General features: G+C 41.8%; 26 protein-coding genes. 24 read left to right on the forward strand and 2 right to left on the reverse strand.

The genetic code is table 11. From position 1 onward, the window contains the following. Window positions 1-2 precede the first annotated feature (2 nt). From mutL to hfq, 3 genes are all read left to right on the forward strand, one after another. Window positions 3-1,985, forward strand: a complete 1,983-nt coding sequence (mutL, locus tag FTT91_RS05460) for a DNA mismatch repair endonuclease MutL (protein ID WP_180169104.1) — start codon at window positions 3-5, stop codon at window positions 1,983-1,985. Window positions 1,986-1,991: 6 nt separating this feature from the next. Next, a complete protein-coding gene (gene miaA / locus FTT91_RS05465; RefSeq protein WP_180169105.1) occupies window positions 1,992-2,936 on the forward strand; it encodes a tRNA (adenosine(37)-N6)-dimethylallyltransferase MiaA in 945 nt (314 codons plus the stop codon). A gap of 92 nt (window positions 2,937-3,028) precedes the next feature. Next, window positions 3,029-3,550, forward strand: coding sequence for an RNA chaperone Hfq (gene hfq, locus FTT91_RS05470; protein ID WP_180169106.1), 522 nt, complete (start codon window positions 3,029-3,031; stop codon window positions 3,548-3,550). Window positions 3,551-3,719: 169 nt separating this feature from the next. Here hfq and FTT91_RS05475 read toward each other — a convergent pair whose 3' ends face one another. Next, complete coding sequence (locus FTT91_RS05475; protein ID WP_180169107.1) at window positions 3,720-5,018, reverse strand: peptidylprolyl isomerase; 1,299 nt, start codon at window positions 5,016-5,018, stop codon at window positions 3,720-3,722. Continuing rightward, the gene (locus FTT91_RS05480; protein ID WP_180169108.1) at window positions 5,018-7,459 is read right to left on the reverse strand and encodes an LPS-assembly protein LptD; all 2,442 of its coding nucleotides are present in this window, start codon (window positions 7,457-7,459) and stop codon (window positions 5,018-5,020) included. Before FTT91_RS05480 ends, FTT91_RS05475 begins: the two co-directional genes overlap by 1 nt. Window positions 7,460-7,579: 120 nt before the next feature. On the opposite strand from FTT91_RS05480, the gene FTT91_RS05485 reads away from it, so the two are divergent. The 21 genes from FTT91_RS05485 to FTT91_RS05585 all read left to right on the forward strand — a co-directional run bounded on the left by FTT91_RS05485 (window position 7,580) and on the right by FTT91_RS05585 (window position 24,374). Further along, entirely contained in the window at window positions 7,580-8,593 is a 1,014-nt protein-coding gene (locus FTT91_RS05485) for an aminoglycoside phosphotransferase family protein (protein ID WP_131261487.1), read from the forward strand. Further along, complete coding sequence (gene murU / locus FTT91_RS05490) at window positions 8,594-9,283, forward strand: N-acetylmuramate alpha-1-phosphate uridylyltransferase MurU (protein ID WP_131261486.1); 690 nt, start codon at window positions 8,594-8,596, stop codon at window positions 9,281-9,283. A gap of 84 nt (window positions 9,284-9,367) precedes the next feature. Further along, window positions 9,368-10,000 (forward strand): 16S rRNA (guanine(527)-N(7))-methyltransferase RsmG, encoded by a 633-nt coding sequence (rsmG, locus tag FTT91_RS05495; protein WP_131261485.1) that lies wholly within the window; start codon window positions 9,368-9,370, stop codon window positions 9,998-10,000. 22 nt (window positions 10,001-10,022) lie between these two features. Beyond that, on the forward strand, window positions 10,023-10,805 hold the full coding sequence (locus FTT91_RS05500) for a ParA family protein (RefSeq protein ID WP_096901175.1): 783 nt from the start codon (window positions 10,023-10,025) through the stop codon (window positions 10,803-10,805). Further along, window positions 10,802-11,689 (forward strand): ParB/RepB/Spo0J family partition protein, encoded by an 888-nt coding sequence (locus FTT91_RS05505; RefSeq protein WP_180169109.1) that lies wholly within the window; start codon window positions 10,802-10,804, stop codon window positions 11,687-11,689. The genes FTT91_RS05500 and FTT91_RS05505 overlap by 4 nt, the downstream gene beginning before the upstream one ends. A 31-nt stretch (window positions 11,690-11,720) precedes the next feature. Then, window positions 11,721-12,368, forward strand: coding sequence for a MotA/TolQ/ExbB proton channel family protein (locus FTT91_RS05510; protein WP_180169110.1), 648 nt, complete (start codon window positions 11,721-11,723; stop codon window positions 12,366-12,368). A 9-nt stretch (window positions 12,369-12,377) separates the two neighbouring features. Then, window positions 12,378-12,800 carry a biopolymer transporter ExbD gene (locus tag FTT91_RS05515; protein WP_180062205.1) on the forward strand — a complete coding sequence of 141 codons (423 nt, stop codon included), beginning with the start codon at window positions 12,378-12,380 and terminating at the stop codon, window positions 12,798-12,800. Then, window positions 12,800-14,527 (forward strand): lipid A export permease/ATP-binding protein MsbA, encoded by a 1,728-nt coding sequence (gene msbA, locus FTT91_RS05520; RefSeq protein WP_180169111.1) that lies wholly within the window; start codon window positions 12,800-12,802, stop codon window positions 14,525-14,527. Before FTT91_RS05515 ends, msbA begins: the two co-directional genes overlap by 1 nt. A gap of 3 nt (window positions 14,528-14,530) precedes the next feature. Then, complete coding sequence (lpxK, locus tag FTT91_RS05525) at window positions 14,531-15,544, forward strand: tetraacyldisaccharide 4'-kinase (protein ID WP_004976808.1); 1,014 nt, start codon at window positions 14,531-14,533, stop codon at window positions 15,542-15,544. An 11-nt stretch (window positions 15,545-15,555) separates the two neighbouring features. Then, window positions 15,556-16,317, forward strand: a complete 762-nt coding sequence (kdsB, locus tag FTT91_RS05530) for a 3-deoxy-manno-octulosonate cytidylyltransferase (RefSeq protein WP_004976805.1) — start codon at window positions 15,556-15,558, stop codon at window positions 16,315-16,317. 14 nt (window positions 16,318-16,331) lie between these two features. Then, window positions 16,332-17,321, forward strand: coding sequence for a DNA polymerase III subunit delta' C-terminal domain-containing protein (locus FTT91_RS05535; protein ID WP_180169112.1), 990 nt, complete (start codon window positions 16,332-16,334; stop codon window positions 17,319-17,321). 10 nt (window positions 17,322-17,331) lie between these two features. Then, a complete protein-coding gene (locus FTT91_RS05540) occupies window positions 17,332-17,673 on the forward strand; it encodes a PilZ domain-containing protein (protein WP_026438361.1) in 342 nt (113 codons plus the stop codon). A gap of 24 nt (window positions 17,674-17,697) precedes the next feature. Beyond that, the gene (locus tag FTT91_RS05545; RefSeq protein WP_180169113.1) at window positions 17,698-18,471 is read left to right on the forward strand and encodes a TatD family hydrolase; all 774 of its coding nucleotides are present in this window, start codon (window positions 17,698-17,700) and stop codon (window positions 18,469-18,471) included. A 95-nt stretch (window positions 18,472-18,566) separates the two neighbouring features. Continuing rightward, window positions 18,567-19,181: a TetR/AcrR family transcriptional regulator gene (locus tag FTT91_RS05550; RefSeq protein WP_096901168.1), complete on the forward strand. Its 615-nt coding sequence runs from the start codon at window positions 18,567-18,569 to the stop codon at window positions 19,179-19,181. 6 nt (window positions 19,182-19,187) lie between these two features. Then, on the forward strand, window positions 19,188-19,739 hold the full coding sequence (locus tag FTT91_RS05555) for a prepilin-type N-terminal cleavage/methylation domain-containing protein (RefSeq protein ID WP_004976794.1): 552 nt from the start codon (window positions 19,188-19,190) through the stop codon (window positions 19,737-19,739). Beyond that, a complete protein-coding gene (gspI, locus tag FTT91_RS05560) occupies window positions 19,729-20,109 on the forward strand; it encodes a type II secretion system minor pseudopilin GspI (protein WP_004976793.1) in 381 nt (126 codons plus the stop codon). The genes FTT91_RS05555 and gspI overlap by 11 nt, the downstream gene beginning before the upstream one ends. Then, window positions 20,106-20,729: a type II secretion system minor pseudopilin GspJ gene (gene gspJ / locus FTT91_RS05565; RefSeq protein ID WP_178318415.1), complete on the forward strand. Its 624-nt coding sequence runs from the start codon at window positions 20,106-20,108 to the stop codon at window positions 20,727-20,729. The genes gspI and gspJ overlap by 4 nt, the downstream gene beginning before the upstream one ends. 13 nt (window positions 20,730-20,742) lie before the next feature. Beyond that, window positions 20,743-21,726: a type II secretion system minor pseudopilin GspK gene (gene gspK, locus FTT91_RS05570; protein WP_180169114.1), complete on the forward strand. Its 984-nt coding sequence runs from the start codon at window positions 20,743-20,745 to the stop codon at window positions 21,724-21,726. Between the two features lie 182 nt (window positions 21,727-21,908). Next, entirely contained in the window at window positions 21,909-22,505 is a 597-nt protein-coding gene (locus FTT91_RS05575; RefSeq protein ID WP_104851897.1) for a 6-carboxytetrahydropterin synthase, read from the forward strand. A gap of 37 nt (window positions 22,506-22,542) precedes the next feature. Beyond that, window positions 22,543-23,256 (forward strand): uracil-DNA glycosylase, encoded by a 714-nt coding sequence (gene ung / locus FTT91_RS05580; protein ID WP_004976786.1) that lies wholly within the window; start codon window positions 22,543-22,545, stop codon window positions 23,254-23,256. Next, window positions 23,253-24,374, forward strand: coding sequence for an enoyl-CoA hydratase/isomerase family protein (locus FTT91_RS05585; protein ID WP_004976784.1), 1,122 nt, complete (start codon window positions 23,253-23,255; stop codon window positions 24,372-24,374). Before ung ends, FTT91_RS05585 begins: the two co-directional genes overlap by 4 nt. The last annotated feature ends 10 nt before the right edge of the window (window positions 24,375-24,384 follow it).

The following is a 24,384-nucleotide window of genomic DNA, read 5'->3' on the forward strand; positions in this document are numbered from 1 at the left end:
TCATGCCTAATGATGTGTTAAATCTACGTCGGATCCACACGCTTGAACCTGCCTTAGCCAACCAAATTGCTGCAGGTGAGGTGATTGAACGTCCTGCCTCTGTGGTCAAAGAACTACTAGAAAACTCCATTGATGCAGGTGCAACCGAGCTAATTATTCGGGTGGCACAAGGCGGCAGTACACTCATTGAAATTATTGATAATGGTCGTGGCATTCATGCTGAAGATTTGCCTTTGGCGGTGACTCGTCACGCGACCAGTAAAATTCAAACGGCTGATGATTTACATGCTATTGTCAGTTTAGGCTTTCGTGGTGAAGCACTGGCATCAATTGCAGCAGTATCGCGTTTGACTTTGGTCAGTAGCCAAACTGAAGATGGTGTCGGTTATCAGGTCGAAGTCAATGGCACTGCCTTTGACCATCAAGATATTCAGGCCGTTGCTGCACAAAAAGGCACACATATTCGGGTACAGGATTTATTTTTTAATGTGCCTGCACGACGTAAATTCCTGAAAAAAGCGGGTACAGAATTCGGACATATTGAAGAAATTGTGCGTCGTTTGGCACTCACACATTTCGATATTCGTTTTGTTTTGGAACACAACGACAGCATCAAACTGAATTTACCCATTGCAGACAGTGGCGAATTGCGTTTTCAGCGCGTGCAGCAACTTTTAGGACGAAACTTTGTCGAAAATGCCTATTGGATAGATGCTGACAGTGTCACCATGCACTTATCAGGTTGGTTGGGGCATCCTTCCGATGCACGTTCACAAGCCGATCTGCAATATGTGTATGTGAATGGACGTATTGTAAAAGACAAGACCATCTCCCATGCTTTGCGTATGGCATACGAAGGTATTTTGCATGGACATCAACATGCTGCATATTTGCTATTTTTAGAAGTAGAACCTGAAAATATTGATGTCAATGTGCATCCGACCAAGCATGAAATTCGCTTTTTAAATCAGCGAGAAGTTCATGAGTTTGTAAGACATTACGCCAAAGAAACCTTAGCTCAATTTCAAACTGCAACTGCAGATTTAGCTACAGCCATGAAAGCCGATCCTATCGAACAAGCTGCGCCTTATGTGGTGCAACCGCGTTATCAGGAACAATTTTTACTGCACAAACATGCCGAGGCAAATCCTTACAATTCCGCTGACGATGCAGTAGATGCGTACACGATGCAGCCCGCTTCACAAGCGGGAAGTGAGTTACTTACCGATTTTAATCAGAGTCAGCCGCAGACAGTTCAATATAACCGACCTGTGCAGAGTAATTATCAAGGTTCGCAACAGCTCAACAATGCTTTAAAAAGCTATCTCGCGCCTTTACGTGATCTAGATCAAGACTCAGCCAATCTTACGCAAACAAACACAACACCTGCGGTGGATGAGCATCCGCTCGGCATTGCAATTGCGCAATTGCACGGTATTTATATTCTGGCGCAAAACAGCGAAGGTTTGATTATTGTCGATATGCATGCCGCACATGAACGTATCGTTTTACAGCAGATGAAAGCTGCGTGGGATAAACCAGAGTTTTGGACTTCGCAGCAATTGCTCATTCCCAAAGTCATCAGCATTAGTCGTATGCAGGCCATGCGTGTAGATGATTTAAAACCACAATTGGCACGTTTAGGTTTGGATGTTGACCAATATGGCGATGAGCAAGTCATTGTGCGCGGTGTGCCAGCCATTTTGCATAAAGCAGATTTTGCAGAGTTGATTCCTGAATTACTGAATGATTTAGACCCAAATGATGAAGCGCAGGCATTACTGCAAAAACGTGATCATATTTTGGCGGGTATGGCGTGTCATAGCGCGGTGCGTGCACATCGGATGCTGAGTCTTTCTGAAATGAATGCCTTATTGCGTCAAATGGAACAAACCGAATTTGCTAGCCAATGTAATCATGGTCGCCCGACTTGGCGTGCCTTTCCATTGGCACAACTAGATAAACTTTTTGCTCGAGGAGAGTAGCGTTACATGTCAAATCAATTGCCGGTCATCAATTTAATGGGACCAACTGCAAGCGGTAAAACTGCTTTGGCATGTGAGCTGTATGAAATGGGGCATTTTGAGCTGATTTCAGTCGATTCTGCGCTAGTTTATCGAGATATGGATATTGGTACAGCCAAACCAACTAAAGCGGAACAGGCGCGTTATCCGCATCATTTGATTGATATTATCAGCCCGCTTGAAGTGTATTCTGCTGCACAATTTGTCGAAGATGCCTGCGCCTTGATTGACGATATGCATGCGCGTGGCAAAACCCCAATTTTAGTGGGCGGAACCATGCTGTATTTTAAGGCATTGCTTGAAGGTTTATCTTCAAATTTACCCAGTGCCAATTACCAAGTACGTGCTGAAATTGAAGATAAAGCCGCGCGTGAAGGTTGGGAGGCTGTATATGCAGAATTATGTGCGGTAGATGCATTGGCGGGACAAAAGTTTAAAGTGTCCGATAAGCAACGTATTATTCGTGCTTTGGAAGTTTATAAATTAACAGGCACACCAATTACCCAACTGCAAGCAGAACAACCTAAAAATGTACCATATCGTTACACTTTTCATAACCACGCCTTAGTGCCTGATCGGGTAGAATTACATCAGCGTATTCAAAAACGCTTAGAGATCATGTGGGAAATGGGTTTTTTAAATGAGGTGCGTCATCTTATTGAAAAATACGATTTAGATGCAAATTTACCTTCCATGCGCTCTGTCGGTTATCGTCAAGCTTTAGAGTTTTTACAAAAAGGTGATGAAAGTCGCGGAAAAATGCAGGAAATGGAGGATAAGGCGCTATTCGCAACACGACAACTTGCGAAACGTCAATATACTTGGCTCAGATCGTTGCAAGAATCGCATAAATTTCACACATATTTTACGATAAAGCAGGCTCAAGAAGACTTGCGAAACTGGTACGGATAAAGCAAAATTTACACACTGTCTTTTTTATAATTTTTAATTGAAAAATAAAGATAGTTTTTGCGCTGATTTTTAATTATTTTTGGAGTTATAACATGTCTAAAGGTCAAACTTTACAAGATCCGTTCTTAAATTCTCTCCGTAAAGAACGTATTCCTGTTTCTATCTTCCTTGTGAACGGTATCAAGCTACAAGGTCATATTGAATCTTTTGACCAATATGTTGTTTTATTGAAAAACACGGTAAGCCAAATGGTTTACAAACATGCAATTTCTACAGTTGTTCCTGCACGTAATCCACGTCCAGCGGGTGCACCAGCAGGCGGTCAAGGCGCAGGCTTTGGTGGTCAAGGTGGCGGCTTCGGTGGTCAAGGTGGTGGCTTCGGTGGTCAAGGTGGCGGCTTCGGCGGTCAAGGTGGTGGCTTCGGTGGTCAAGGTGGCGGCTTCGGTGGTCAAGGTGGCTTCGGTGGTCAAGGTGGCGGCTTCGGCGGTCAAGGTGGCTTCGGTGGTCAAGGTGGCGGCTTTGGCGGTCAAGGTGGCTTCGGTGGTCAGTCTGCAAGCGGTTTTGACAACGATTCTAAATTTGAAGAATCTTCAGAAGACGATAACAACCGTTAATTGATCTTCTTAAAAAACCTCTCGAAATGAGAGGTTTTTTTATGTCTATGGTTTTTTTATCAAAGTCGTATTTTGGTAGTGGCTAAGATGAAGTGCATATGGTAAAAAAGCATAAAAAACCAGTGTTGCTACACTGGTTTTAATTTGGGAAATAGCAGAAAACTTAAGCTTAGTTTTTCTTGCGGTCTAAGCTTGGGTCTTTAATTTCTACAAAAGCATTGTTACGTGTTTCACGTAACCAGCTATCCAATTCAGTATCAAACTGGCGTTCACCTAGTATTTGACGTGCCATACGTTCTTGGTATTCACGAGTCATATCTTGCTGGCGTGTATCGGTCACTTGCAGTACATGCCAACCAAACTGGGTTTGGAATGGTGCGCTAATTTCACCTTTTGCAGTATTTTTCATTTGATTTTCAAATTCTGGCACCATCACGCCAGGATTCACCCAGCCTAGACTGCCGCCATCACGTGCAGAGCCAGCGTCATTAGAGAACGTCGCTGCTAAGGTTGCAAAGTCTTCACCCGCTTTTAAACGGTTGTGAATACTGTCAATCATGTGTTTCGCATTTTCAGGGCTTACGACTTCACTTGGCTGAATCAAGATATGTCGAGTTTGATATTGTGGAACTAGTGCACGTTGCTCAGTACTTTTGCGCTCCAGTAATTTTACGACATGAATACCATCACGGACTTCAATCAGTTCACTGGTTTGCCCCACATCTAATGGCGTAATACGTGCAGCAAGTTCCGCGGGAATATCGGTCAAGTTACGTAAACCCATGTCTGCAGACTGAACGGTTACACCATTGCCTGTATATTTTTTACTAATGGCTTGAATGTCATTGTTCTGCGCCAATTCAGCTTTGACTTGTTGCGCAACTTGTGCGGCATTTTCTGCTCCAGAAACACGCGCATGCAAAATATGTACTTGATTGCCTAAGGCAGCCTGACCTTGTGGTGTTTTCAGGAAATTATCAACATCTTGGTCGCTAATTTGAATACGTGACATTACGACTTGCTGACGTAAGCGATTCATTGCCAAATCTTCAGCAATACGGTTACGTAAAAACGCATAACTGCCTGGTGCAGATTTATCTAATTTTTGCTGAAAAGTTTCTAGGCTGTTTGCGCCATTTTGCTGTGCAACTTTTAAAACTGCTTCATTTAAAGATTTTTCATCAGCTTTAATGTTGTAGCGTTTGACTTGCTCTAATTGCGCTTGGCGTACAATCAGTTGTTCTAAAGCTTGTTGTTCTAAAATGTGTTGTGGTGGAACAGGGCGCTTTTGCATCTCAAGTTGTTGTTTGAGTTCAACCACGCTTTGCGCTAAATCACTTTTTAAAATGACACTATTGTCAACTACAGCCACAATTTGATCATTCGCAGCAAATGCAGGCAGCGCTGCTGTCATGTAAAGTGCCAAGGTAGATGCTTTTAAAAATCGTTTTAACTGTTCTGTTTTCATTAACGTTGTGTCCAAGATTGATTAATTTTATTAAAACCTAAAATACGGTTTTCAAGCAAAGAAGCAAGTTTATTATTGAAACTGCCTAAACCTTTTAAATTTAGCTCTGCCATAATGGCACGTTTTGGTTTAACACCTGCATCTGTCACATCGTCCAAGTCGTTATAGTAAGAGCGACCATAGACTGAAATACCCCAGCAGCATGATTCGTAATTTACACCCAGTAAATACTCACGTGCCACACTGTTATCTAAGTCATATTGTGCGTGACCTAAAATACGCCAGTTGTTGTGAATGGGTTGAATGAATGATGCAACCACTTGATCATAATGGTCTTGGCGGTTTGGAATATAACGACGGTTAATATAGCCAAAGTTATATAAGTTACCCTGATCGCCAGCGTAAAGCAGATTTACATTACGCTGAGCATTGTCGCCATTAGACATCCAAGCAGCATTGGCACCCACACTGAGGTTTTGACTTAGCTGACTGGTTAAGCTCACAATTGGCCCAGTACGGTTTTCCGTATTAAATTCGTCTTCGGTATTATCCAACGTGACACGACGATCTTCAAAGTAAAAACTTTGACCAATTCCTGCTCTAAGGCGTTCTAAACCAATTTCATCAAACAGGCTATAGCTTAAACCCAAAGACAAAAAGTTGTTGTCTTCTAAACGGTCATGACCATAGAAACGGTTTGGACTGAACAACTGGTCATAATTAATAGAAGCGGTTGCAGAGTCAAAATTCGGGTGGTCGTTTTGATTGCGGTACGGTGCATAGGCATAGAACGCGCGCGGGGTGATGGTTTGCAAGAAGCGACCATCTTTTTCAAAGGTAATCCCTGTATCTAAAGTGAATTGCGGAACAGTAACTGACTCACTTTTACTTGAAGATTTATACGTATTTAGGGTATCTTTGTCATAGAAGGTGTTGATGTTACGTAACGATACTTCAGGAATTACAAATGACCACGGGTTGCGGTAGTTGTAACGCACAGCAAAGTCATTATAAATACGCGTACCACTTGGTTCCCCATCTTGCGCAGCTAGATCTTTTTTGAAGTAAGCTGTGTCGTTATTAAATTCGACTTGGAAGCCTTGAGGATTGCCCGTTTTATAGTTCAATAAAAATTGTGGTAGGCGTGCATAAGGGCGATCCACAGATGGAATCGTCTTATCCAGGGTTTGGAAATCTTCAACTTTGAGCTGTGCTTTTAAACCCGGTATGCCGTTACGATAATTCAACTCCCAAGCACGACGTAAATTTAGGTCGGTTTTAGAGTTCGGGTTGTTATTTAAATCGGCAAAGTAGTCTTTGTCCGATGCATAGTTATATTCTAAGTTGGTTGAAAATTGTTCGTTGATTTGCCAGCCGTGTAAAAAATGTAAGTCTTTACGGTCTTGGTCATCATATTTGGCATCCGATGCTAAATAACCGCCCCAAATTTTACCTGAACCAAAATTTTCAGTTAAATAACGGAATTCACCTTCTAGCATCGCGCCACGATCGGCAATATAACGCGGGCTAACGGTTGCATCAAAATTCGGTGCAAGGTTTAAATACACAGGCACAGACAGCTCGACACCACCATCATTGGTAAAACCAAAACTTGGGGTCAAAATACCTGTGGTACGGCGGTCATCAATTGGGAAATTGAAGTAGGGTACAGCTAAAACTGGTACATTTTTCACATACAATTTGGTGCCGCGTGTTTCACCGCGTCCCGTTTCCTGATTCAGCTTAATTTCATTGGCTTGAATTTTCCAAGTCGGGGCTTGTTCAGGCGGGCAAGTACTGTAAGTGGCATTATTCAGCACCATCGTATTGGTTGAGGTGCGTGCAATTTTTTCTGCCATGCCGTGTGCATGTTGTTCTTCGGCAATATAAAAACTGTTGTTTAAGTCACCTTGCTGGGTTTTTAGGTTGTAATTAATTTCATCACTTTGCGCCAGTAAACCCGCTTGCGCCATTTGTACCCGACCTTCGGCTTTGGCAAAGGTCTGAGTTTGATCAATGGTAATTTTATCGGCACGAATTTGACGACCTTCTTGGTCAATCACCACGTTGCCTTCTAAGACTGAATCACCATTTGGGTCATAGTGCCCATAATCGGCAGTCACTGTAGAAGTGGCATTTGCAGCATCTACCGCAACAGTACCTGAGCTGATCGGCGTTAGCCACGCACCCTCACAATAGGCAGAACTTTGGCTGTGACCAAATTGTTGTTGTGCTTCAGGTGCAGCTTTATCAACATAATATTGCTCAAAGAACTGCTGCCCAGGATAAGCTTCCTGAATGGTGTGTTTAAGCTGTTGGTTATTGAAATTTGTGACAGATGAAGTCTGATCTGTGGTCTGCGCATAGCTGGAAACAGAGTGACCACATAACAGAGTTAAGACCGCAGTCGCTAAAGGATTAAATTTAAACTGATGCTTCATTTATCTCATCAACCAAGAATGCTTAATCGCAATTAATTATTGTCGCATCATAGAGAAAAAGCGCAGAAGTAGCTACACTTAGCACTTTAAAAACTCAGCCTGTATTAGAATTTATTGCAAATGAATACACAACGCGAACAATTGATACAAACATGGATAACATCTGTACTTGGTTCAGATCAATTTGAAACTCATTTTTTAGCAGGCGATGCAAGTTTTCGTCGTTACGCACGAATCAAGTTGAATAATAAAACATTTATGCTCATGGATGCACCACCAGAAAAAGAAGATTGTGGTCCTTTTGTGACGATTGATGAATTTTTTGCTGCCCATGGCGTGCGCGTGCCAAAAATTGTAGCCAAAGACCTGACACAAGGCTTTTTGTTGCTTGAAGATTTTGGTGATGTCTTATTATCTACCTTGCTGAATGATCAGACTGTAGATGACTACTATGCGCAGTGTTTTAAGCAGTTAATTCAATTACAAGATATTGATGGTACGGCACATTTCCCTGAATATTCCTATGACAAACTCATCAGTGAAATGGAGTTACTCACCGATTGGTTATTGCCTGCCTTACAGATTCAGCCAACGGCTGAAGAAAGTGCATTAATTAAACGTACATTTGCAATTTTGGCCAATGCCGCTTTGGCTCAGCCACAAGTGATTGTGCATCGCGATTTTCATAGTCGTAACTTAATGAAAATTAATGATGATACCGAGCTAGGTGTAATCGATTTTCAGGATGCAGTGATTGGTGCAGACACCTATGACCTGATTTCAATTACGCGTGATGCTTATGTACAGTGGAATGCTGAGCGTGTGTATCGCTGGTTTAAAATGTTTTATGACTTGTTGCCGGCAGCATCTAAGCAAGACCGTGATTTTGAACAATTTAAAAAAGATGCCGATATGATGGCGATTCAGCGTCATATCAAAATTTTAGGTATTTTTGTGCGTTTATTTGAGCGTGATGGTAAATCGGGTTATCTCAAGGATTTACCGCGCGTAATGTGGTATTTACTTGAAGAAAGTAAACCTTATCCAGAATTACAACCATTTATGCACTTTATTCACACGACAGTAATGCCAAAATTTACAGCCAAATATGGTCAGTATGAGGTGGTTGCCTAAATGAAAGCCATGATTCTTGCTGCAGGCATGGGTAATCGTATGCGTCCTTTAACGTTGCATACACCTAAGCCATTATTGGAAGTCGGTGGTAAGCCTTTAATTGTGTGGCACATCGAAAAATTACAAAAGATGGGTGTGCAGGAAATTGTCATCAATACGGCATGGTTGGGTGAAAAACTTGCAGATGCTTTGGGTGATGGTTCGCAATTTGGTGTGAAAATTTTGTGGTCGCATGAAGGCGAAGGCTTAGAAACTGCAGGTGGCATCATCAATGCGTTGCCATTATTGGGCAATGAACCTTTTATATTGGTGAATGGCGATGTTTGGACCACCATGGATTTTGCGCCACTATTAAATGTGCAGCTTCAAGACGACTTGGCACATTTGGTTTTGGTGGAAAACCCTGTGCAGCATCCGCAAGGTGATTTCACTTTGGCTGCAAACAAAGCCTATACTTTTGAGCAAGCACGCTCAGGTGAAAATCTGACTTATAGTGGCGTGGCGGTGATGCATCCGCAAATGTTTAACGGTTTGGAATCGGGCAAACGTCCGCTTGCGCCATTGCTCAAACAAGCCATGCAGCAAGAAAAAATTTCTGCACAGAAATTGCAGGGTGTTTGGGTGGATGTTGGCACTCCTGAACGATTAAATACGCTAGATCAACAAATTCAGCAGGGTGTGTACGCTTAAGTGCATATTCACTAAGCATTCGCCCCTATGACTGCAACTATAAATCGGTATACTTCCATTAACTTTTTCGAGATGTGAATTGTGATGCATTCGTTTTTTCAGGAACTCAAGCAAGGTAGTCAGGCTTTAGGTTTAGAGCTCAGTGATGAGGCTTTAAATTTATTACTCAAATACCAAGATGCTTTGGTGCTATGGAACAAAGCGTACAACCTCACTGCAATTCGTGACCCGAAAGAAATGCTAGTGAAGCATTTGCTAGATAGTCTGAGCATCCTCAAAGATTTGCCTGCAGGTCGTTTACTGGATATTGGTACTGGCGGTGGTATGCCGGGCATGATTATTGCCTTGTGTCAGCCTGAGCGCGATTGCGTGTTATTGGACTCGAATGGTAAAAAGATTCGTTTCTTAAAACAGTTTATTGCCGATTTAAAACTGAAAAACGTCGTGGCAGTTCAGACCCGTGTTGAAAATGAAGACAGCATCCGCGAGTTAGGTCAGTTTGATGTAATTACCAGTCGTGCTTTTGCATCTTTAACTGACTTTGTAGCCGCGTCAAAACCATTTATGCATGAGCAAAGTATTATTGCATCTATGAAAGGTTTGATTCCTGCCGATGAAGTAGAGGCATTGAAAGATGAATTCAGCTGTGAAATTATCGAGCTTAAAGTTCCGCGCTTAGACGAACAACGTCATTTACTTTTATTAAAACGTATCTAATTTTCAAAGGACTGGGGTGATCATGGCACAAATTATTGCGATTGCGAACCAAAAAGGTGGTGTCGGAAAAACCACAACCGCAGTAAATTTGGCAGCATCTTTGGCTGTTTTGAAAAAGCGCATTTTATTGGTCGATATGGACTCACAAGGCAATGCCACCATGGGTTCAGGCATTCAAAAAAATGATTTGCTGTATTCAGTGACCGATGTATTGTTGGGCGAAGTGCCGATTGAAACTGCAATTAGCAAGGCAGAAGTTGGTTATAAAGTTTTGGGTGCCAATCGTGATTTGGCTGGGGTTGAATTGGTGATTGCTGAGCAAGAGGGGCGTGAGTTTATTTTGCGCAATGCCTTGCAAGAAGTTGCCAAAGACTTTGATTATATTATTGTCGACTGTGCACCAAGTTTAAGCTTAATTACAGTAAACGCTTTAGCAGCAGTGCAAAGTGTAATCATTCCAATGCAGTGCGAATATTATGCACTTGAAGGTTTGGCAGACCTGACACAAACCATTGATCGTATTCAACAAGCACTCAATCCTGATTTAGAAATTATTGGCGTATTGCGTACCATGTATGATGCGCGTAATGCCTTAACCCGTGACGTGTCTGAAGAATTATCACACTATTTTGGTAAAAAATTATACGATACCGTGATTCCGCGCAATGTGCGCTTAGCAGAAGCGCCTGCACACGGTTTACCCGTCATTTATTTTGAAAAAAGCTCAAAGGGTGCAGTTGCCTACCTGAATTTAGCAGCTGAAATGTTGAAAAAAAGCAAAGTGAAAAAAGGAAGTAAAGCATGACCACAAAAAAACGCGGATTAGCCAAAGGTCGTGGTTTGGATGCCTTATTGGGGTCAATCCAGAAAGAAAAATTACAACTTGAAGTGCAATCTTTAGATCATGGTCAGCTCAAACAAATTGATGTCTATTTATTAAAACGTGGTGAATATCAACCGCGTCGTTTTATTCAAGAACAAGATTTGCAGGAACTGGCGGCATCTATTGAAAAACATGGTGTAATGCAGCCAATTGTGATTCGTCCGATAGATGACGAACAACATCCTTATGAAATTATTGCAGGTGAGCGTCGCTGGCGTGCTGCACAGTTGGCAGGTTTAACTGAAATTCCTGCAATTGTGCGTGATTTGACCGATCAGGTCGCGATTGCTTTGGCATTAATTGAAAATATTCAGCGTCAAGACCTCAACCCAATTGATCAGGCAATGGCGTTACAACGCTTTCACGATGAGTTTGGCTTGAGTCATCAGGAAATTGCCGAAACAGTAGGTAAAGCACGTACCACGGTCAGTAATTTATTGCGTTTACTCACTTTGGCTGAGCCTGTTAAAGAGTTGATGCAGCAAGGCTTGCTAGATATGGGTCATGCACGTGCTATTTTAACTTTGAAAGCTAAAGATCAGCTCAAAGTCGCGCAGCATGTAATTGAAAAGAATTTATCGGTACGTCAAACCGAACAGTTGGTACGTGACTTTAATGCGCCAAAACAAGAAAAGCCGAAAACGGCTATTGCGCCTGATATTCAACAACTCACGCAACGTCTTTCTGAGCGTTTTAGTGCAGATGTTAAAATTGATTATAACAAGCAAGGTAAGGGCAAATTGACCATCAGTTATCACTCTCTGGAAGAGCTGGATGGTATTTTAAATATTTGCCTGTCCGATTAATTTTAATTCGTATTTTATTGGGGAAAAGCGAATGTGGGAATTGGTAAAAGCAGGTGGCTGGCTGATGCTGCCGTTGGTATTGTGCTCGGTATTTACCGTTGCAATTACCATTGAGCGTTTTATGCGTTTAAAGAGAGCAGGTATTTTGCCCAATGCGTTGTTGCTCAACCGCGGGCAAAGTTTAGCGACTGTGTTGCAACAACTGAATCAAAGTGCCAACTTAAAAAACAGTACATTAGGCCGTATTTTTGAGGCGGGTGCGCGTAACAAACAACAATCAGAACACTATGCGCGTGCACAAATGGAAGCGACAGCTTCACAAGAAATTGGTTATTTAGAAAAAAATATCAACTTCTTGGGTACGCTCAGTGCAGTTGCGCCATTATTGGGTTTATTGGGTACAGTGCTTGGGATTATTGAATCATTTTTAGTGATTGATGTGGGTGCAAGTAATCCAACCTTAATGATTCCAGGGATTTCTAAAGCCTTAATTACCACTGCTGCAGGTATGTTAATTGCAATTCCAGCCTTATTTGCCTATCGTTATTTTCAGCGTTTGGTGCAAGAATATACTGCTGAGTTAGAGCAGCAAGCGACTTTGTTTCACGCAGGATTATTTCATCAGACTCAACCTCATCAGCTTGATGCGGATGTGCAAGATGTGAAAAAAGTAAGCTAAGGTGAGTTTATGAAATTCAAACGCTCGCAAGTTGAAGATATTCATATTAACCTGACCCCAATGATTGACTGTTTGCTGTTCATCTTGGTGTTTTTGTTGCTTTCGACCACATTTAACCAATTTAGCCGTATGAATTTAACTTTGCCAGATGCGCAAGGCGTACCACCAAAATCTTATGAACATAAAATTGAAGTCGTGGTAGATTCTTCAGGGCATTATTCTGTCAATGGTCAGGCACTTTCGACTAAGGAAGTGGCAGATTTAAGCACAGCAATTAAACAAATTTCTCAAGATCGACACGATTTAATGTTTATCATTGCTGCAGATGCCAAAGCCACTCATCAAGATGTGATTCGAGTGATGGATGTCGCAGGACAACTTGGTTTCGTCAACATCAATATCAGTACGAAAGTCCCAACTCGAGGTTATTAGTGAAGAAGGATTTACAGGTCTATCGCCGTCTTCTGAGATATTTGCTCCCATTTTGGGGCTTGGCAATCTTGGTGATTATCGGTTTCGCCATTAATGCAGCCACAGAAGTATCTGTGGCAAAACTCTTGGAAAAAATTATTAATGCCATTCAGGAGCGTGACCAATCTTTCACCACACTATTTCCGCTATTAGTCATTGCACTGATGTTTTTCCGTGGTTTGGGAACTTTTATTGGCGGTTACTATACCGCAGTGATTTCACGTAATTTGGTATTCAATATCCGTCAGGAAGTCTTTGCTAAATTGCTGCGTTTACCTGCACAGTATTACTTAGATAATACCAGTGGGCACATTACTGCCAAAATTATGTATAACGTAGAGCAGTTGACCGCTGCATCTACAGAATCGCTGCGTACATTGGTACAACAGGGTTTGATTACACTCGGCTTGCTCGGCTATTTGCTGTATACCAACTGGCGTTTGACCTTATGTATATTGGTATTTGGCCCATTAATTGGCTTGCTGATTCGTAAAGCTGCAAAACGCATGCGTCGTTTATCTATTCAAGTACAAGACACCATGGGGGATGTAAACCACGTGGTGCAAGAAACGGTGAATGGTAATTTGGTCGTCAAAGGTTTTGGTGGTCAGACCTATGAACAAAGCCGATTTAAAGAAAACTCTTTAGAAAACCTGCGTCGTGGTTTAAAGATGGTGGCAGTGCAGCAATTGAACAGCCCTGTGGTGCAGTTCATTATGTCCATTGCTTTGGCAATTATTATCTGGATTGCCTTACGCCCAGAAATTCTACGTGATATTTCAGCAGGCGAGTTTGTAGCCTACATTACTGCCGCAGGTATGTTGAGCAAACCAATTAAAGCCCTTACCGATATTAATGAAAAATTACAACGCGGCTTGGCAGCAGCACATTCAGTCTTTGAATTGCTCGATATGCCTGAAGAAGACAATCACGGGACGCTTACACCAGACCTAAAAGGCAATTTGCAATTTAAAAATGTGAATTTGGTGTATTCCGATGGACACCATGCCATTCATGATTTCAATCTAGATGTCAAAGCAGGCGAGACAGTGGCTTTGGTCGGTCGTTCAGGTGCGGGTAAAACCTCATTGGTCAATCTGTTGGTACGTTTTCAGGAAGTATCTTCAGGGCAAATTTTGTTTGATCAGCATGATATTCGTGACATTGAGCTGAATAGCCTGCGTTCACAAATTGCTATGGTCAATCAGCAAGTGGTATTGTTTAACCGTACGGTGCGTGAAAATATTGCCTATGGTCAGCTTGAAGGTACGAGTGATGAAGCAGTGATTGCTGCAGCCAAAGCGGCTTATGCACATGACTTTATTATGGCTTTACCGCAAGGCTACGACACAGCATTAGGTGCGCAAGGTTTGAATTTGTCGGGTGGTCAGCGACAGCGTATTGCCATTGCACGTGCAATCTTGAAAAATGCACCGATTTTAATTTTAGATGAAGCCACCAGTGCTTTAGACAATGAATCTGAATACTTTATTCAACGTGCATTTGATGCGGCCATGCAAGACCGTACCACCATTGTCATTGCACACCGTTTATCTACCATTGAAAATGCTGACCGTATTGTGGTGATGGATCAGGGGCGTATTTTAGAACAAGGAACTCATCAGGAACTCATAGCGCAAAAAGGCGCGTACTTCCAGTTGCATCAACGTAACTTCGAGGAACATTAACTCATGTCTTTGGCACAATTTATTCAGGACGCTTGGCAGCAACAGGCCAAATGGCTGGTTGTGCTTAGGCCCTTGTCTTTATTGTACCGTGGCGTGAGTTTGCTCAATCAAAACTTATATCGTTCAGGTATTAAAACCGCTTATACCGCGCCCGTACCTGTGATGGTGATTGGCAATATTACTGTGGGTGGCAGCGGCAAAACCCCTTTGCTGATTCACTTGGTCAAATATCTACAAAGTTTAGATGTTCGTGTTGGCGTGATTAGCCGTGGTTATGGCGGAAAAGGCCCATTTCCAGCCTATGTCAGCATTGACGCTAATGTTGACGTAGTGGGCGATGAACCGACTTTGATTGTGCAATCTACAGGCGTACCGATGGCTGTGGGGCCAAATCGTCAAAAAAGTATTGAATTGTTACTTGCACAGCATGAATTGGATTTAATTATTAGTGATGATGGTTTGCAGCATTTGGCTTTAAACCGTCAATTGGAATGGATTGTTTTAGATAATAATCGTGGTTTGGGTAACGAGAAAATATTGCCCGAAGGTTATTTGCGTGAACCAAAATCTCGATTAGAGCATGCCACGGTGATTGAACATGCAGCGCAACCGAGTTCTGAATTAAATATGCATTTGGCCGTTGCAGCGCCATACTTATTGCATCCCGCACAAGAATTAATTTTTGATCCGACCCAAAATTTTTATGCTGTCGTGGGCATTGGCTTTCCTGAGCGGTTTTATAAAACTTTAGAGTCGATGGGTGTGACCCAATTTCAATGCCATGAGTTTCCAGACCACCATGACTATGAAATTACCGATTTGCAGTTTGAAGACTCGCAACCGATGATTACCACAGAAAAAGATGCGGTCAAGTTATTGCCCCTGTTAAAGCAATATCCAGATTTTCAGCGCGAAATTTGGGTTGTACCTGTAGATGCAGTATTGTCATCGGCCTGCTATGTCACCTTACATCAACAATTGAAACAATTGGGTTTAAACCTGCCTGAAAGACCATGATAAGGAAAATTATGAAGCACATTGTTATCCCTGCACGTTATGCTAGTTCACGCCTGCCAGGCAAACCTTTACTGGAAATTCATGGTCGTGCCATGATTTTACGTGTGGTTGATCAGGCAAAAAAAGTGGCAGGTTTTGATGACTTGTGTGTGGCGACCGATGATGCTCGTATTGCAGAATTATGCCGTGCCGAAGGTGTAGATGTAGTGCTGACTTCGGCAGACCATCCATCAGGTACAGATCGTTTAAGTGAAGTGGCGCGCATTAAAGGTTGGGATAAAAACGATATTATCGTCAATGTGCAGGGCGATGAGCCACTTTTGCCTGCGCAATTGGTGCAACAAGTGGCGCAGTTGTTAGAAGCTCAACCTGAATGCTCGATGTCTACGCTATGTGAGCCGATTCAGCAACTAGATGAATTTACTCGCGACAGCATTGTTAAAGTGGTCATGTCTAAACACAATCAGGCTTTGTATTTTAGCCGTGCCACGATTCCTTATGACCGCGATGGTGCGAAAGCAGCGACACCACAATTGCATGCACATGCGTATCGCCATTTAGGTTTGTATGCGTACCGTGTGGAATTGCTGCAAGAATATGTGACTTGGGAAATGGGAACATTGGAAAAGCTGGAAAGCCTAGAGCAATTGCGTGTCTTGGAAAATGGACATCGTATTGCCATTGCAGTTGCAGAAGCCAATTTACCACCGGGTGTAGATACCCAAGCAGACTTAGACCGTTTAAATGCAATGGATATTGCCCATTTTGAGTAAGTGAATCACCGACCATGCAACGTGATGTAATTGGACAAGTATATCCTTGGCAGCAACAAGTTTGGGAAAACCTGACAGGGCGATTTCCCAAAATGGGGCATGGTTTATTGTTTTTTGGCAAACAGGGTTGTGGTAAAGAAGCCTTTGCACAGCAATTTGTGGCTTGGATTTTATGCCAACAGCGTGATGTGCAGTCACAGCCTTGTGGTGAATGTAGCAGTTGTCAGTGGTTAAAATCAGATACACATCCGAATTATGTCTATATCAGCACCGATGAAGAGAATAAAAAGCAAAACGCGAAAATTAAGATCGAGAAGATCCGTGATTTATTACCTTTTGTCCAGCAAACGGTAGATGGCTGGCGGGTGATTGTGATTGAACCTGCTGAAGCCTTAAATATTGCATCTTCCAATGCGTTGCTGAAAACCCTCGAAGAACCGGGTGATCGCATCGTGATTATTTTGCTGGCAGATCATTATCTTAAATTACCTGCAACCATTCGTAGCCGTTTGCAGCATTTTGCTTTAGACCGTATTGATGCTGCACAGGCTACGGCATATTTGCAGCAGCATTTGCCCGATTTAGATGCGAACAAACAGCAATTGTTGATGAATTTGTCTAATCAAATGCCATTGCAGGCTTTGCAGTTGGCTCAGGTGGAATGGCTAGAACAGCGTACAGATTTTCTGAAAGACTGGTATAAACTGGTGACGCAAAAAAATATGCCGATGGCAATCGCAACCAAGTGGAACAAGGCGCTGAGCTTTACTGATTTTAGTCAGATGTTTGAATACTTGTTGTGTGATTTAATTTGTGTCAAGCTAAATCAAAGCATTAAAAATTTGGATTTAAGCACCGCTTTGCAGCATTTGGCTGAACAATATGACTTAGAAAGTCTGTTTGGTTTATATGCAGAATTACAGCAAGCCAAGCCAATGCTTGAGCAAAACGTGCAAAGTAATCTAGTGCTTGATCAATTATGTATTAAGTTAATGAATATTTAAGGGGAACATGATGCAACCACGTATGGGCGGTATTATTCAGGCCAATATTCCTGATGTCGAAACGCTATATTTAAGTTATATGCCATACGTTGTGGGTGGTGGCTTATTTGTACCCTCAAAACAACCTGTAAAAATGGGTGAAGAAATCTTCGTACTTGCAACTTTGCCTGAACAATCACAAAAAATTCCACTTACAGGAAAAGTCATCTGGATTTCGCAAAAGCAAAATGGCATTAAATTGCAGGGCTTTGGCATTCAACTGAGCGGTGAAAAAGGCGTTTATTACAAATCTGAAGCCGAAAGAATCCTTGCGGGGCTTAAGTCTGACAACCGTAACAGTTACACTATGTAGGTTGTTTGCTTTTAGGAAAAAATCGTGTTTGTAGATACACATTGTCATTTAACGATGCTGGATTTAAGCCCTTATGATGGTGACTTAGACGCAGCAATTGCTCAGGCACGCCTAGCGGGGGTGTCTAAAATTATGGGTATCTCTGTCGATTTAGACGATCATATTGCATTGTCAAAAATTGCAGCACGTCATGCCGATGTCGGTTATAGCGTGGGTGTGCATCCTTGTGAAAACGCTGAAAATATGGCACGCGCCACCACCGAGCAACTGATTGCTTTAGCACAAGCAGACAAAGTCTGGGCTTTGGGCGAAACAGGTTTGGACTATTTTCACAGTACCGATTTTGTCGCAGAGCAAAAAGCCTGTTTTGCACGGCATATTCATGCTTCACAAGCTGTAAAAAAACCTGTGGTGGTACATACCCGTGCTGCCAAGCAAGATACAGTAGATATTATCCGTGCGGAAAAATCGACGCATGGTGTATTACATTGCTTTACTGAAGACTGGGCAACCGCCAAAGCGGTGTTAGATTGTGGTTATTATGTGTCGTTTTCAGGCATTGTTTCCTTTAAAAATGCGCAAGATTTACGTGATGTGGCTAAGCAAGTACCTTTAGACCGTATCTTAATTGAAACTGATAGTCCATATTTGGCACCTGTGCCATATCGCGGTAAGACAAATGAGCCAAAATACGTTCCGTATGTAGCCAAAGCCCTAAGTGATGTATATGATAAGTCCTTAGAGGAAATGGCTTTCATAACAACACAAAACTTTGAAAACCTGCTCAAAGGACATTAATTTGCATGGTGGAATGATGCAAAAATTTAATGTTCTGGTGATATATTAAAAATTTCAATTGATTGAATAGTGAAAAGAGAGTTTATCGGGTGAAGATGGATCGTCAGGCTCAGTTTCGAGCAAGAGAAACGTTAATTTTCCAAGTGGCAGAGCAGTTGCTTTTGGAAAATGGTGAAGCAGGAATGACCCTTGATGCTTTGGCAGCAGAACTGGATTTGGCCAAAGGTACTCTATATAAACACTTTCAAAGTAAAGATGAACTATATATGTTGCTTATTATTCGTAATGAGCGCATGTTGCTAGAAATGATTAAAGATGCGGAAAAACAGTTTCCTGAACATCTAGCATTTTTTATGCTGCATCACTTACATCATCCTGAACGTACTGTGCTTTTTCATCAAATTGAAGAACGCCTTTCTACAACGGGTGTTGGCATTGGCTTGTTGTTTAGTGAACTATATCAGGTTCGTAAAAGCCGATTACGCATCATTATCCGTATGACTGAACAATATTTGGAATCTATTAATAGTCAGATGGAAGTGCGTGATTATCTGGCTTCAATTTGGGCACTTACGCATGGTGCGGCAGCCATTTTAAACTCAAGTTTCTATCAGCGTTATTTAGGTTCCCGGGATACTTTACGTGTGGCCTATATCGATCAAGCGTTGGCGATGCCCAAACAAGCACAATCTTTCGAGCAATTGAATTAATACGCTATGAACACACCACTATCTTCGGTTCGCGGTTTTACGCTCATTGAATTGATGGTGGTGATAGTCATTATGGCGATTATGGCATCGCTGGTTTTAATGAATATCGGTGGTGTTGATCAGCGTAAAGCCATGCAGGCGCGGGAAGTGTTTTTATTGGATTTGCGTAAACTGAATCGTGAAGCCAATGATCAAGCGCGTATTTTTGCACTCAATTTGCATCAAGCAACCGATGTTTCAGCTGCGCGTTATGATGTGTTGGAATATCAGCCTTATGCCACAGAACAACAATTAAGCCTGCAAAATAATCAAAAATGGCAAAACTATGGCGAATTTAAAAGCAGAACGTTGCCTGAACAAGTTTCTATCCAAATTTTATCTTTAGAACAAAGCTATCCAAATGCTAACAATAGTGAGTTGCTGCAAGGTAATGCACCCGCACTGATTTGGCTGGGCAATGGTGAAGCCAAACCTGTGCGTATTCAGTTCTATTTAGAACAGCGTCCTGTAGGTGCGGAAATAGAGGTCGATCATTTAGGAAAAATCCATGAAAGCTAAAGGATTTACACTACTTGAAGTTATGGTGGCTTTGGCAATTTTTGCAACAGCAGCTATGGCAATGACCAAAGTGGCGATGCAATATACCCAATCCACCGCCAATGCAATTTTAAGAACCAAAGCACAATTTGTGGCTTTGAATGAAGTGGCATTGATGGAAATGAATCGGCAATGGTTAAGTGGAACAGAGTCAAAGCAAGTGACACAACAGGGCGAAACATGGCAAATTGACAAGTCCACACAGCCAACCATTAGTCCGAATGTGCAACGTGTCGATCTTCAAATCAGTTTATATAATCAAGACACAGGACAAGTTGAAGCAGGAGTGACTTCTTTGGTGTTTTTTAATGCCCGTGAGCAGCAATCATGAGTACAAAGAAAGGCTTCACTTTAGTTGAGTTGCTAGTCGCTATTGCAATTTTTGCAGTGCTGTCTGCTTTGGGTTGGAAAGTATTTGATTATCTCGCCAAAGTCAAAGATCGCAATGCGATGCATGAAGCCAATTTAGAGCAGTTGCAAGAAAGCTATCAACAAATTTTACGTGACACGATGCAGGCTGTTCCATTAACGGCCAATGTTAAAGGGCAGCAACAACCTGCTTTAGTTTTACAAAATGGACGCTTTAATTTCAGTAAAACAGGGGTGACCGATCCTTTGCAGCAGGGTATTTCACCCCATGAGCGTGTTGAATATCAATATCGTGCCGATGAAAAAAAATTGTATCGTTTAAAATATCGTAATTTGCATCAAACGGGCAATGATCAGCCTGAGTCGAGCGTGATGTTGGATGAAGTTGAAGCCTTTGAGATTATGGTATTGAATCCAAATGAATTAAGTAGTTGGCCTGAAAGCAATATTGATCCTCAGCAAACTGAACAATTAAGGCTACTCCCGAAAGGAATAAAAATAAATTTAACCGTGCGTGACGTGCAATATGAATGGATATTTAGCTTATTGCAGACTGATTTTTTAAAGAAGAAAGACAATTAAAGGCACAATGGCAATGTATTCGAAATCGACTCAGCGCTTAGGTAGCATCATCAAATCACAACAAGGCATCGCCTTGATTACGATTTTGATGTTGGTTGCTTTAGCCACGATTTTGGCAGCGACCATTGCCAAGCGGCAAATGTACACCAGTGAAAATACCGCGTATTTGATGCGTCAAAATCAGGCATTGTTATATGCCAAAAGTGCCGAAGTATTTTTTGCAGAATTACTGCAAGATGATGCTGAAAATGCTGGTCAAGTTGATCATTTACAAGAGAACTGGGCAAAACCGATGCCGCCATTTCCAGTCGAAGATGGTTATGTATCGGGCGTGCTGCAAGATGAGTCAGGGAAATTTAATTTAAATAGTTTGCTGACAACCGAAGATCAAGTAAACGAAAAAGCAAAAAAATATTTTGAAAAATTATTGCAGCGTGTTGGGCTACCTGCTCAATTAAGTGAAGCCGTGATTGACTGGCAAGATGCAGATGATGAGCCGAGTGGTGCAATGGGTGCAGAGTCGAGTTATTACCAAGGTTTGCCAATTCCTTATTTACCGCCCAATAGCTTATTTCACAGCGCAGAAGAATTAAAACAAGTCCGTGGTTTTGAAGGTACGAAGTATCAGCAAATTGCACCTTATGTGAGTGCCTTGCCAAAACGGGATACCACTATCAATATTAATACCGCACCTGCTTTAGTTTTGGCGAGCTTTGATGAAAAATTGGATGTGGTTGCTGTGCAAAATCTACTTGATCGTCGTAATGCCAATTTAGAGCACTTTAGCAATGTAAATGCTTTGTGGGAGTTAGATGGCTTTCAAGCTGTCGATAGCGCGATACGCAATGAATTTACAAGTTTATTGGGTGTGCAATCCCATTATTTTAAAGCCAAAATTGAAGTGGTATTGGGCGAGCGCAAACGTCAATTTAGCAGTGATTTGGTGCGTAGCGAAAAATCTGTCAATGTCAGTGGGCGAAGTCTGGCGCCATTTTAAGTATTAGCATTAACCTTGACTTAGTTGCTGTTATTCGGATGCAAATGCATTGCATATCTGTACTGAAACTGATCATTACGATTTTTGTCTGGCAATCTGCGGGCTAAAATTGGCTTATTGTTCACGTTTTGCATTATAATTAAAAAGAATATCCCCCAAATATTTTGATGACGTTAAGACCCATGTTAATTCGAAAGTTATTTAAGTTTGAAAATGCGCATATTGTGCGTAATTGCACTTCAGACCGCTGTAAGCGCTCGATTCATGGTCATAGCTATAAAGTAGAATTATTACTGAAAGCTTCAAAACTTGATCATGGACAAATGGTGTATGACTTTGGTTTGCTTAAAGGTGTAATCAAAGAATTATTTGATGCCTTCGATCATGCCATTTGTTTTTGGGAGCAGGATGACCCTGCATATATTCAAGCCTGCAAAACGTTCAGCGCACGTTGGGTATCTTTACCAGTATCGCCATCAGCAGAGCAGTTTTCACGTATTTTCTTTTATTTGGCACAACAAGTTTTGGCATCAACCATCACACAAAATGGGGAAGGTGATGTAGAAGTCTATTCTGTGATTGTACATGAAACTGATACAGGCTATGCACAAAGCTTTTTGGAAGATATTGAAAATGCGCAGATGGGATTGCTAAGTCTGGATCAAATTCATTTCTCTGAGCAAGTACAGACAGAATGGTCAGACCCACAAATGTATGAAAAATTAAAACAGGGGATGACATTCCAAAACCCGAATGTCGAGTTACAAGTTAAACTTTAAATCACATCATTAGACATCAACAAGGATTGATAGCGGTATGTCTTTTACTGAGCAGCAATATGCGAGCTTAAATAAAGTTCAGTTAGATGAGAGTTGGAAATACAATCTAGCTGAATTTTTATTGAGTCCACAAATGGATGCGCTACGCGATTTTTTGTTGCAGGAAAAACAACAGAATAAGGTGATTTATCCACCAAGTTCACTGATATTTAATGCTCTAAATACCACGCCTTTAAATCAGGTGAAAGTCGTGATTATTGGGCAAGACCCTTATCATGGACCTAATCAGGCACATGGACTTAGTTTTTCTGTACAAAGAGGGGTTGCATTGCCACCATCTTTGCGTAATATTTTCCATGAGTTACATACAGATTTAGGTGTGCCTATTCCAAGACACGGTGATTTAACCCATTGGGCAGAGCAAGGGGTATTGCTGCTCAACAGCGTGTTAACGGTAGAAGCAGGACAACCAACCTCGCACCAAAAGCAGGGTTGGGAAGATTTTACAGATCATGTGATTGATGTGTTAAATCAACAACGTGAGCATATTGTGTTTATTTTGTGGGGCGCGTATGCACAACGTAAAGGACAACGTATAGATCCAAATAAACATCTGATTTTGAAGGCAGCGCATCCATCCCCATTGGCAGCAAACCGCGGTGGTTTTTTTGGATGTAAAGTATTTTCAAAATCAAATAATTATCTTAAACAAAATGGCATTGAGCCTATAGACTGGCAGCTGGACGCATGACACATTCTCCCATTTCTAAAGAATATCATCCGGATTTAATTGTCGAAGAAGCAAATAACGGTTGGCGCATTGTACGTTTGAATCGCCCAAAATCTTTGCATGCTTTAGATGAATCTATTGTTTCTGCATTATTGGCAGTATTTGAAGACTTTCATACCGATGATAGCGTAAAAGCAATTTGGCTAGATTCGACCACACCAAAAGCATTTTGTGCAGGCGGTGATGTGCGTAAATTACGTCAGCTTGTCATTAATGATGAGGTTGCAACTGCCAATAAATTCTTTGAGCAAGAATATGCGTTGGACTTGTTGCTACATAACTATGCCAAGCCTGTTTTAGTGTGGGGTGAAGGTTATGTCATGGGTGGTGGCTTAGGTCTATTTATGGCTGCACCATTCCGTTTGGTGACACCGTATTCACGTTTAGCTATGCCAGAAATTAACATTGGTTTATACCCAGATGTAGGGGCAACTCGTTTCTTGGCTGACCGTGGTGCGATTGGCTTGTTCACAGGTTTAACGGGTTCAATTATGACTGCTGCAGGTGCGTATGGTATTGGTTGGGCAACCCATATTTGTGATGCACAACGCGCTTCTGTATTAGAAAAAGTCATTAATATTGACTGGAATCATTACCCTGCAGGTGACTTCCGTGCCATTGATGATACCTTGAACAGCATGCACCGTCCTGTAGGGCCTGGGCCGCTACAGAATTCTTTGGATGTGATTCAAAGCGTGTGCCGTGGTGTGAGTTTTGAAAGTGATTATGAATCCATCATTGGTCTAAGCGATGCACGTAGCGATTGGTTACGTCAAGCCAGTGAAAACTTGCAAAAAGGTTCACCAACTACAGCAGCTTTAACGTGGTTACTATGGCAATGGGGTAAGAAGGTTCACGCTTGGAATGAAGTGTTTGAACTGGAAACGCAAATTTCAGACTGGAAAATTCGCCACGCAGATTTTGTCGAAGGTGTGCGCGCACGTTTGGTCGATAAAGACCTTGCACCAGCTTGGCAGCAAAATGGGCCAGTGCAGCTCAAAACCATTTTTGCAGACAATCCACCTGTGACGAGCATTGAAAGCTGGAATGAGTTATTGAAACAATACGAGATTATTTAATTCGTATTGA

The sequence above is a fragment of the Acinetobacter sp. YH12021 genome (assembly GCF_013420145.1).
In the GTDB taxonomy this organism is placed as follows: Bacteria; Pseudomonadota; Gammaproteobacteria; order Pseudomonadales; family Moraxellaceae; genus Acinetobacter; species Acinetobacter towneri.

Bases quoted from the DNA above. Each gene is read 5' to 3' on its own strand.
- FTT91_RS05555 (WP_004976794.1), top strand. From the start codon at position 19,188: ATGAACACACCACTATCTTCGGTTCGCGGTTTTACGCTCATTGAATTG.
- hfq (WP_180169106.1), top strand. From the start codon at position 3,029: ATGTCTAAAGGTCAAACTTTACAAGATCCGTTCTTAAATTCTCTCCGT.
- mutL (WP_180169104.1), top strand. From the start codon at position 3: ATGCCTAATGATGTGTTAAATCTACGTCGGATCCACACGCTTGAACCT.
- FTT91_RS05480 (WP_180169108.1), bottom strand. From the start codon at position 7,459: ATGAAGCATCAGTTTAAATTTAATCCTTTAGCGACTGCGGTCTTAACT.
- lpxK (WP_004976808.1), top strand. From the start codon at position 14,531: ATGTCTTTGGCACAATTTATTCAGGACGCTTGGCAGCAACAGGCCAAA.
- ung (WP_004976786.1), top strand. From the start codon at position 22,543: ATGTCTTTTACTGAGCAGCAATATGCGAGCTTAAATAAAGTTCAGTTA.
- FTT91_RS05550 (WP_096901168.1), top strand. From the start codon at position 18,567: ATGGATCGTCAGGCTCAGTTTCGAGCAAGAGAAACGTTAATTTTCCAA.
- miaA (WP_180169105.1), top strand. From the start codon at position 1,992: ATGTCAAATCAATTGCCGGTCATCAATTTAATGGGACCAACTGCAAGC.
- FTT91_RS05540 (WP_026438361.1), top strand. From the start codon at position 17,332: ATGCAACCACGTATGGGCGGTATTATTCAGGCCAATATTCCTGATGTC.
- gspI (WP_004976793.1), top strand. From the start codon at position 19,729: ATGAAAGCTAAAGGATTTACACTACTTGAAGTTATGGTGGCTTTGGCA.
- FTT91_RS05500 (WP_096901175.1), top strand. From the start codon at position 10,023: ATGGCACAAATTATTGCGATTGCGAACCAAAAAGGTGGTGTCGGAAAA.
- kdsB (WP_004976805.1), top strand. From the start codon at position 15,556: ATGAAGCACATTGTTATCCCTGCACGTTATGCTAGTTCACGCCTGCCA.
- FTT91_RS05575 (WP_104851897.1), top strand. From the start codon at position 21,909: ATGTTAATTCGAAAGTTATTTAAGTTTGAAAATGCGCATATTGTGCGT.
- FTT91_RS05515 (WP_180062205.1), top strand. From the start codon at position 12,378: ATGAAATTCAAACGCTCGCAAGTTGAAGATATTCATATTAACCTGACC.
- rsmG (WP_131261485.1), top strand. From the start codon at position 9,368: ATGCATTCGTTTTTTCAGGAACTCAAGCAAGGTAGTCAGGCTTTAGGT.
- gspK (WP_180169114.1), top strand. From the start codon at position 20,743: ATGTATTCGAAATCGACTCAGCGCTTAGGTAGCATCATCAAATCACAA.
- murU (WP_131261486.1), top strand. From the start codon at position 8,594: ATGAAAGCCATGATTCTTGCTGCAGGCATGGGTAATCGTATGCGTCCT.
- FTT91_RS05475 (WP_180169107.1), bottom strand. From the start codon at position 5,018: ATGAAAACAGAACAGTTAAAACGATTTTTAAAAGCATCTACCTTGGCA.
- FTT91_RS05585 (WP_004976784.1), top strand. From the start codon at position 23,253: ATGACACATTCTCCCATTTCTAAAGAATATCATCCGGATTTAATTGTC.
- FTT91_RS05510 (WP_180169110.1), top strand. From the start codon at position 11,721: ATGTGGGAATTGGTAAAAGCAGGTGGCTGGCTGATGCTGCCGTTGGTA.
- FTT91_RS05535 (WP_180169112.1), top strand. From the start codon at position 16,332: ATGCAACGTGATGTAATTGGACAAGTATATCCTTGGCAGCAACAAGTT.
- FTT91_RS05505 (WP_180169109.1), top strand. From the start codon at position 10,802: ATGACCACAAAAAAACGCGGATTAGCCAAAGGTCGTGGTTTGGATGCC.
- gspJ (WP_178318415.1), top strand. From the start codon at position 20,106: ATGAGTACAAAGAAAGGCTTCACTTTAGTTGAGTTGCTAGTCGCTATT.
- FTT91_RS05485 (WP_131261487.1), top strand. From the start codon at position 7,580: ATGAATACACAACGCGAACAATTGATACAAACATGGATAACATCTGTA.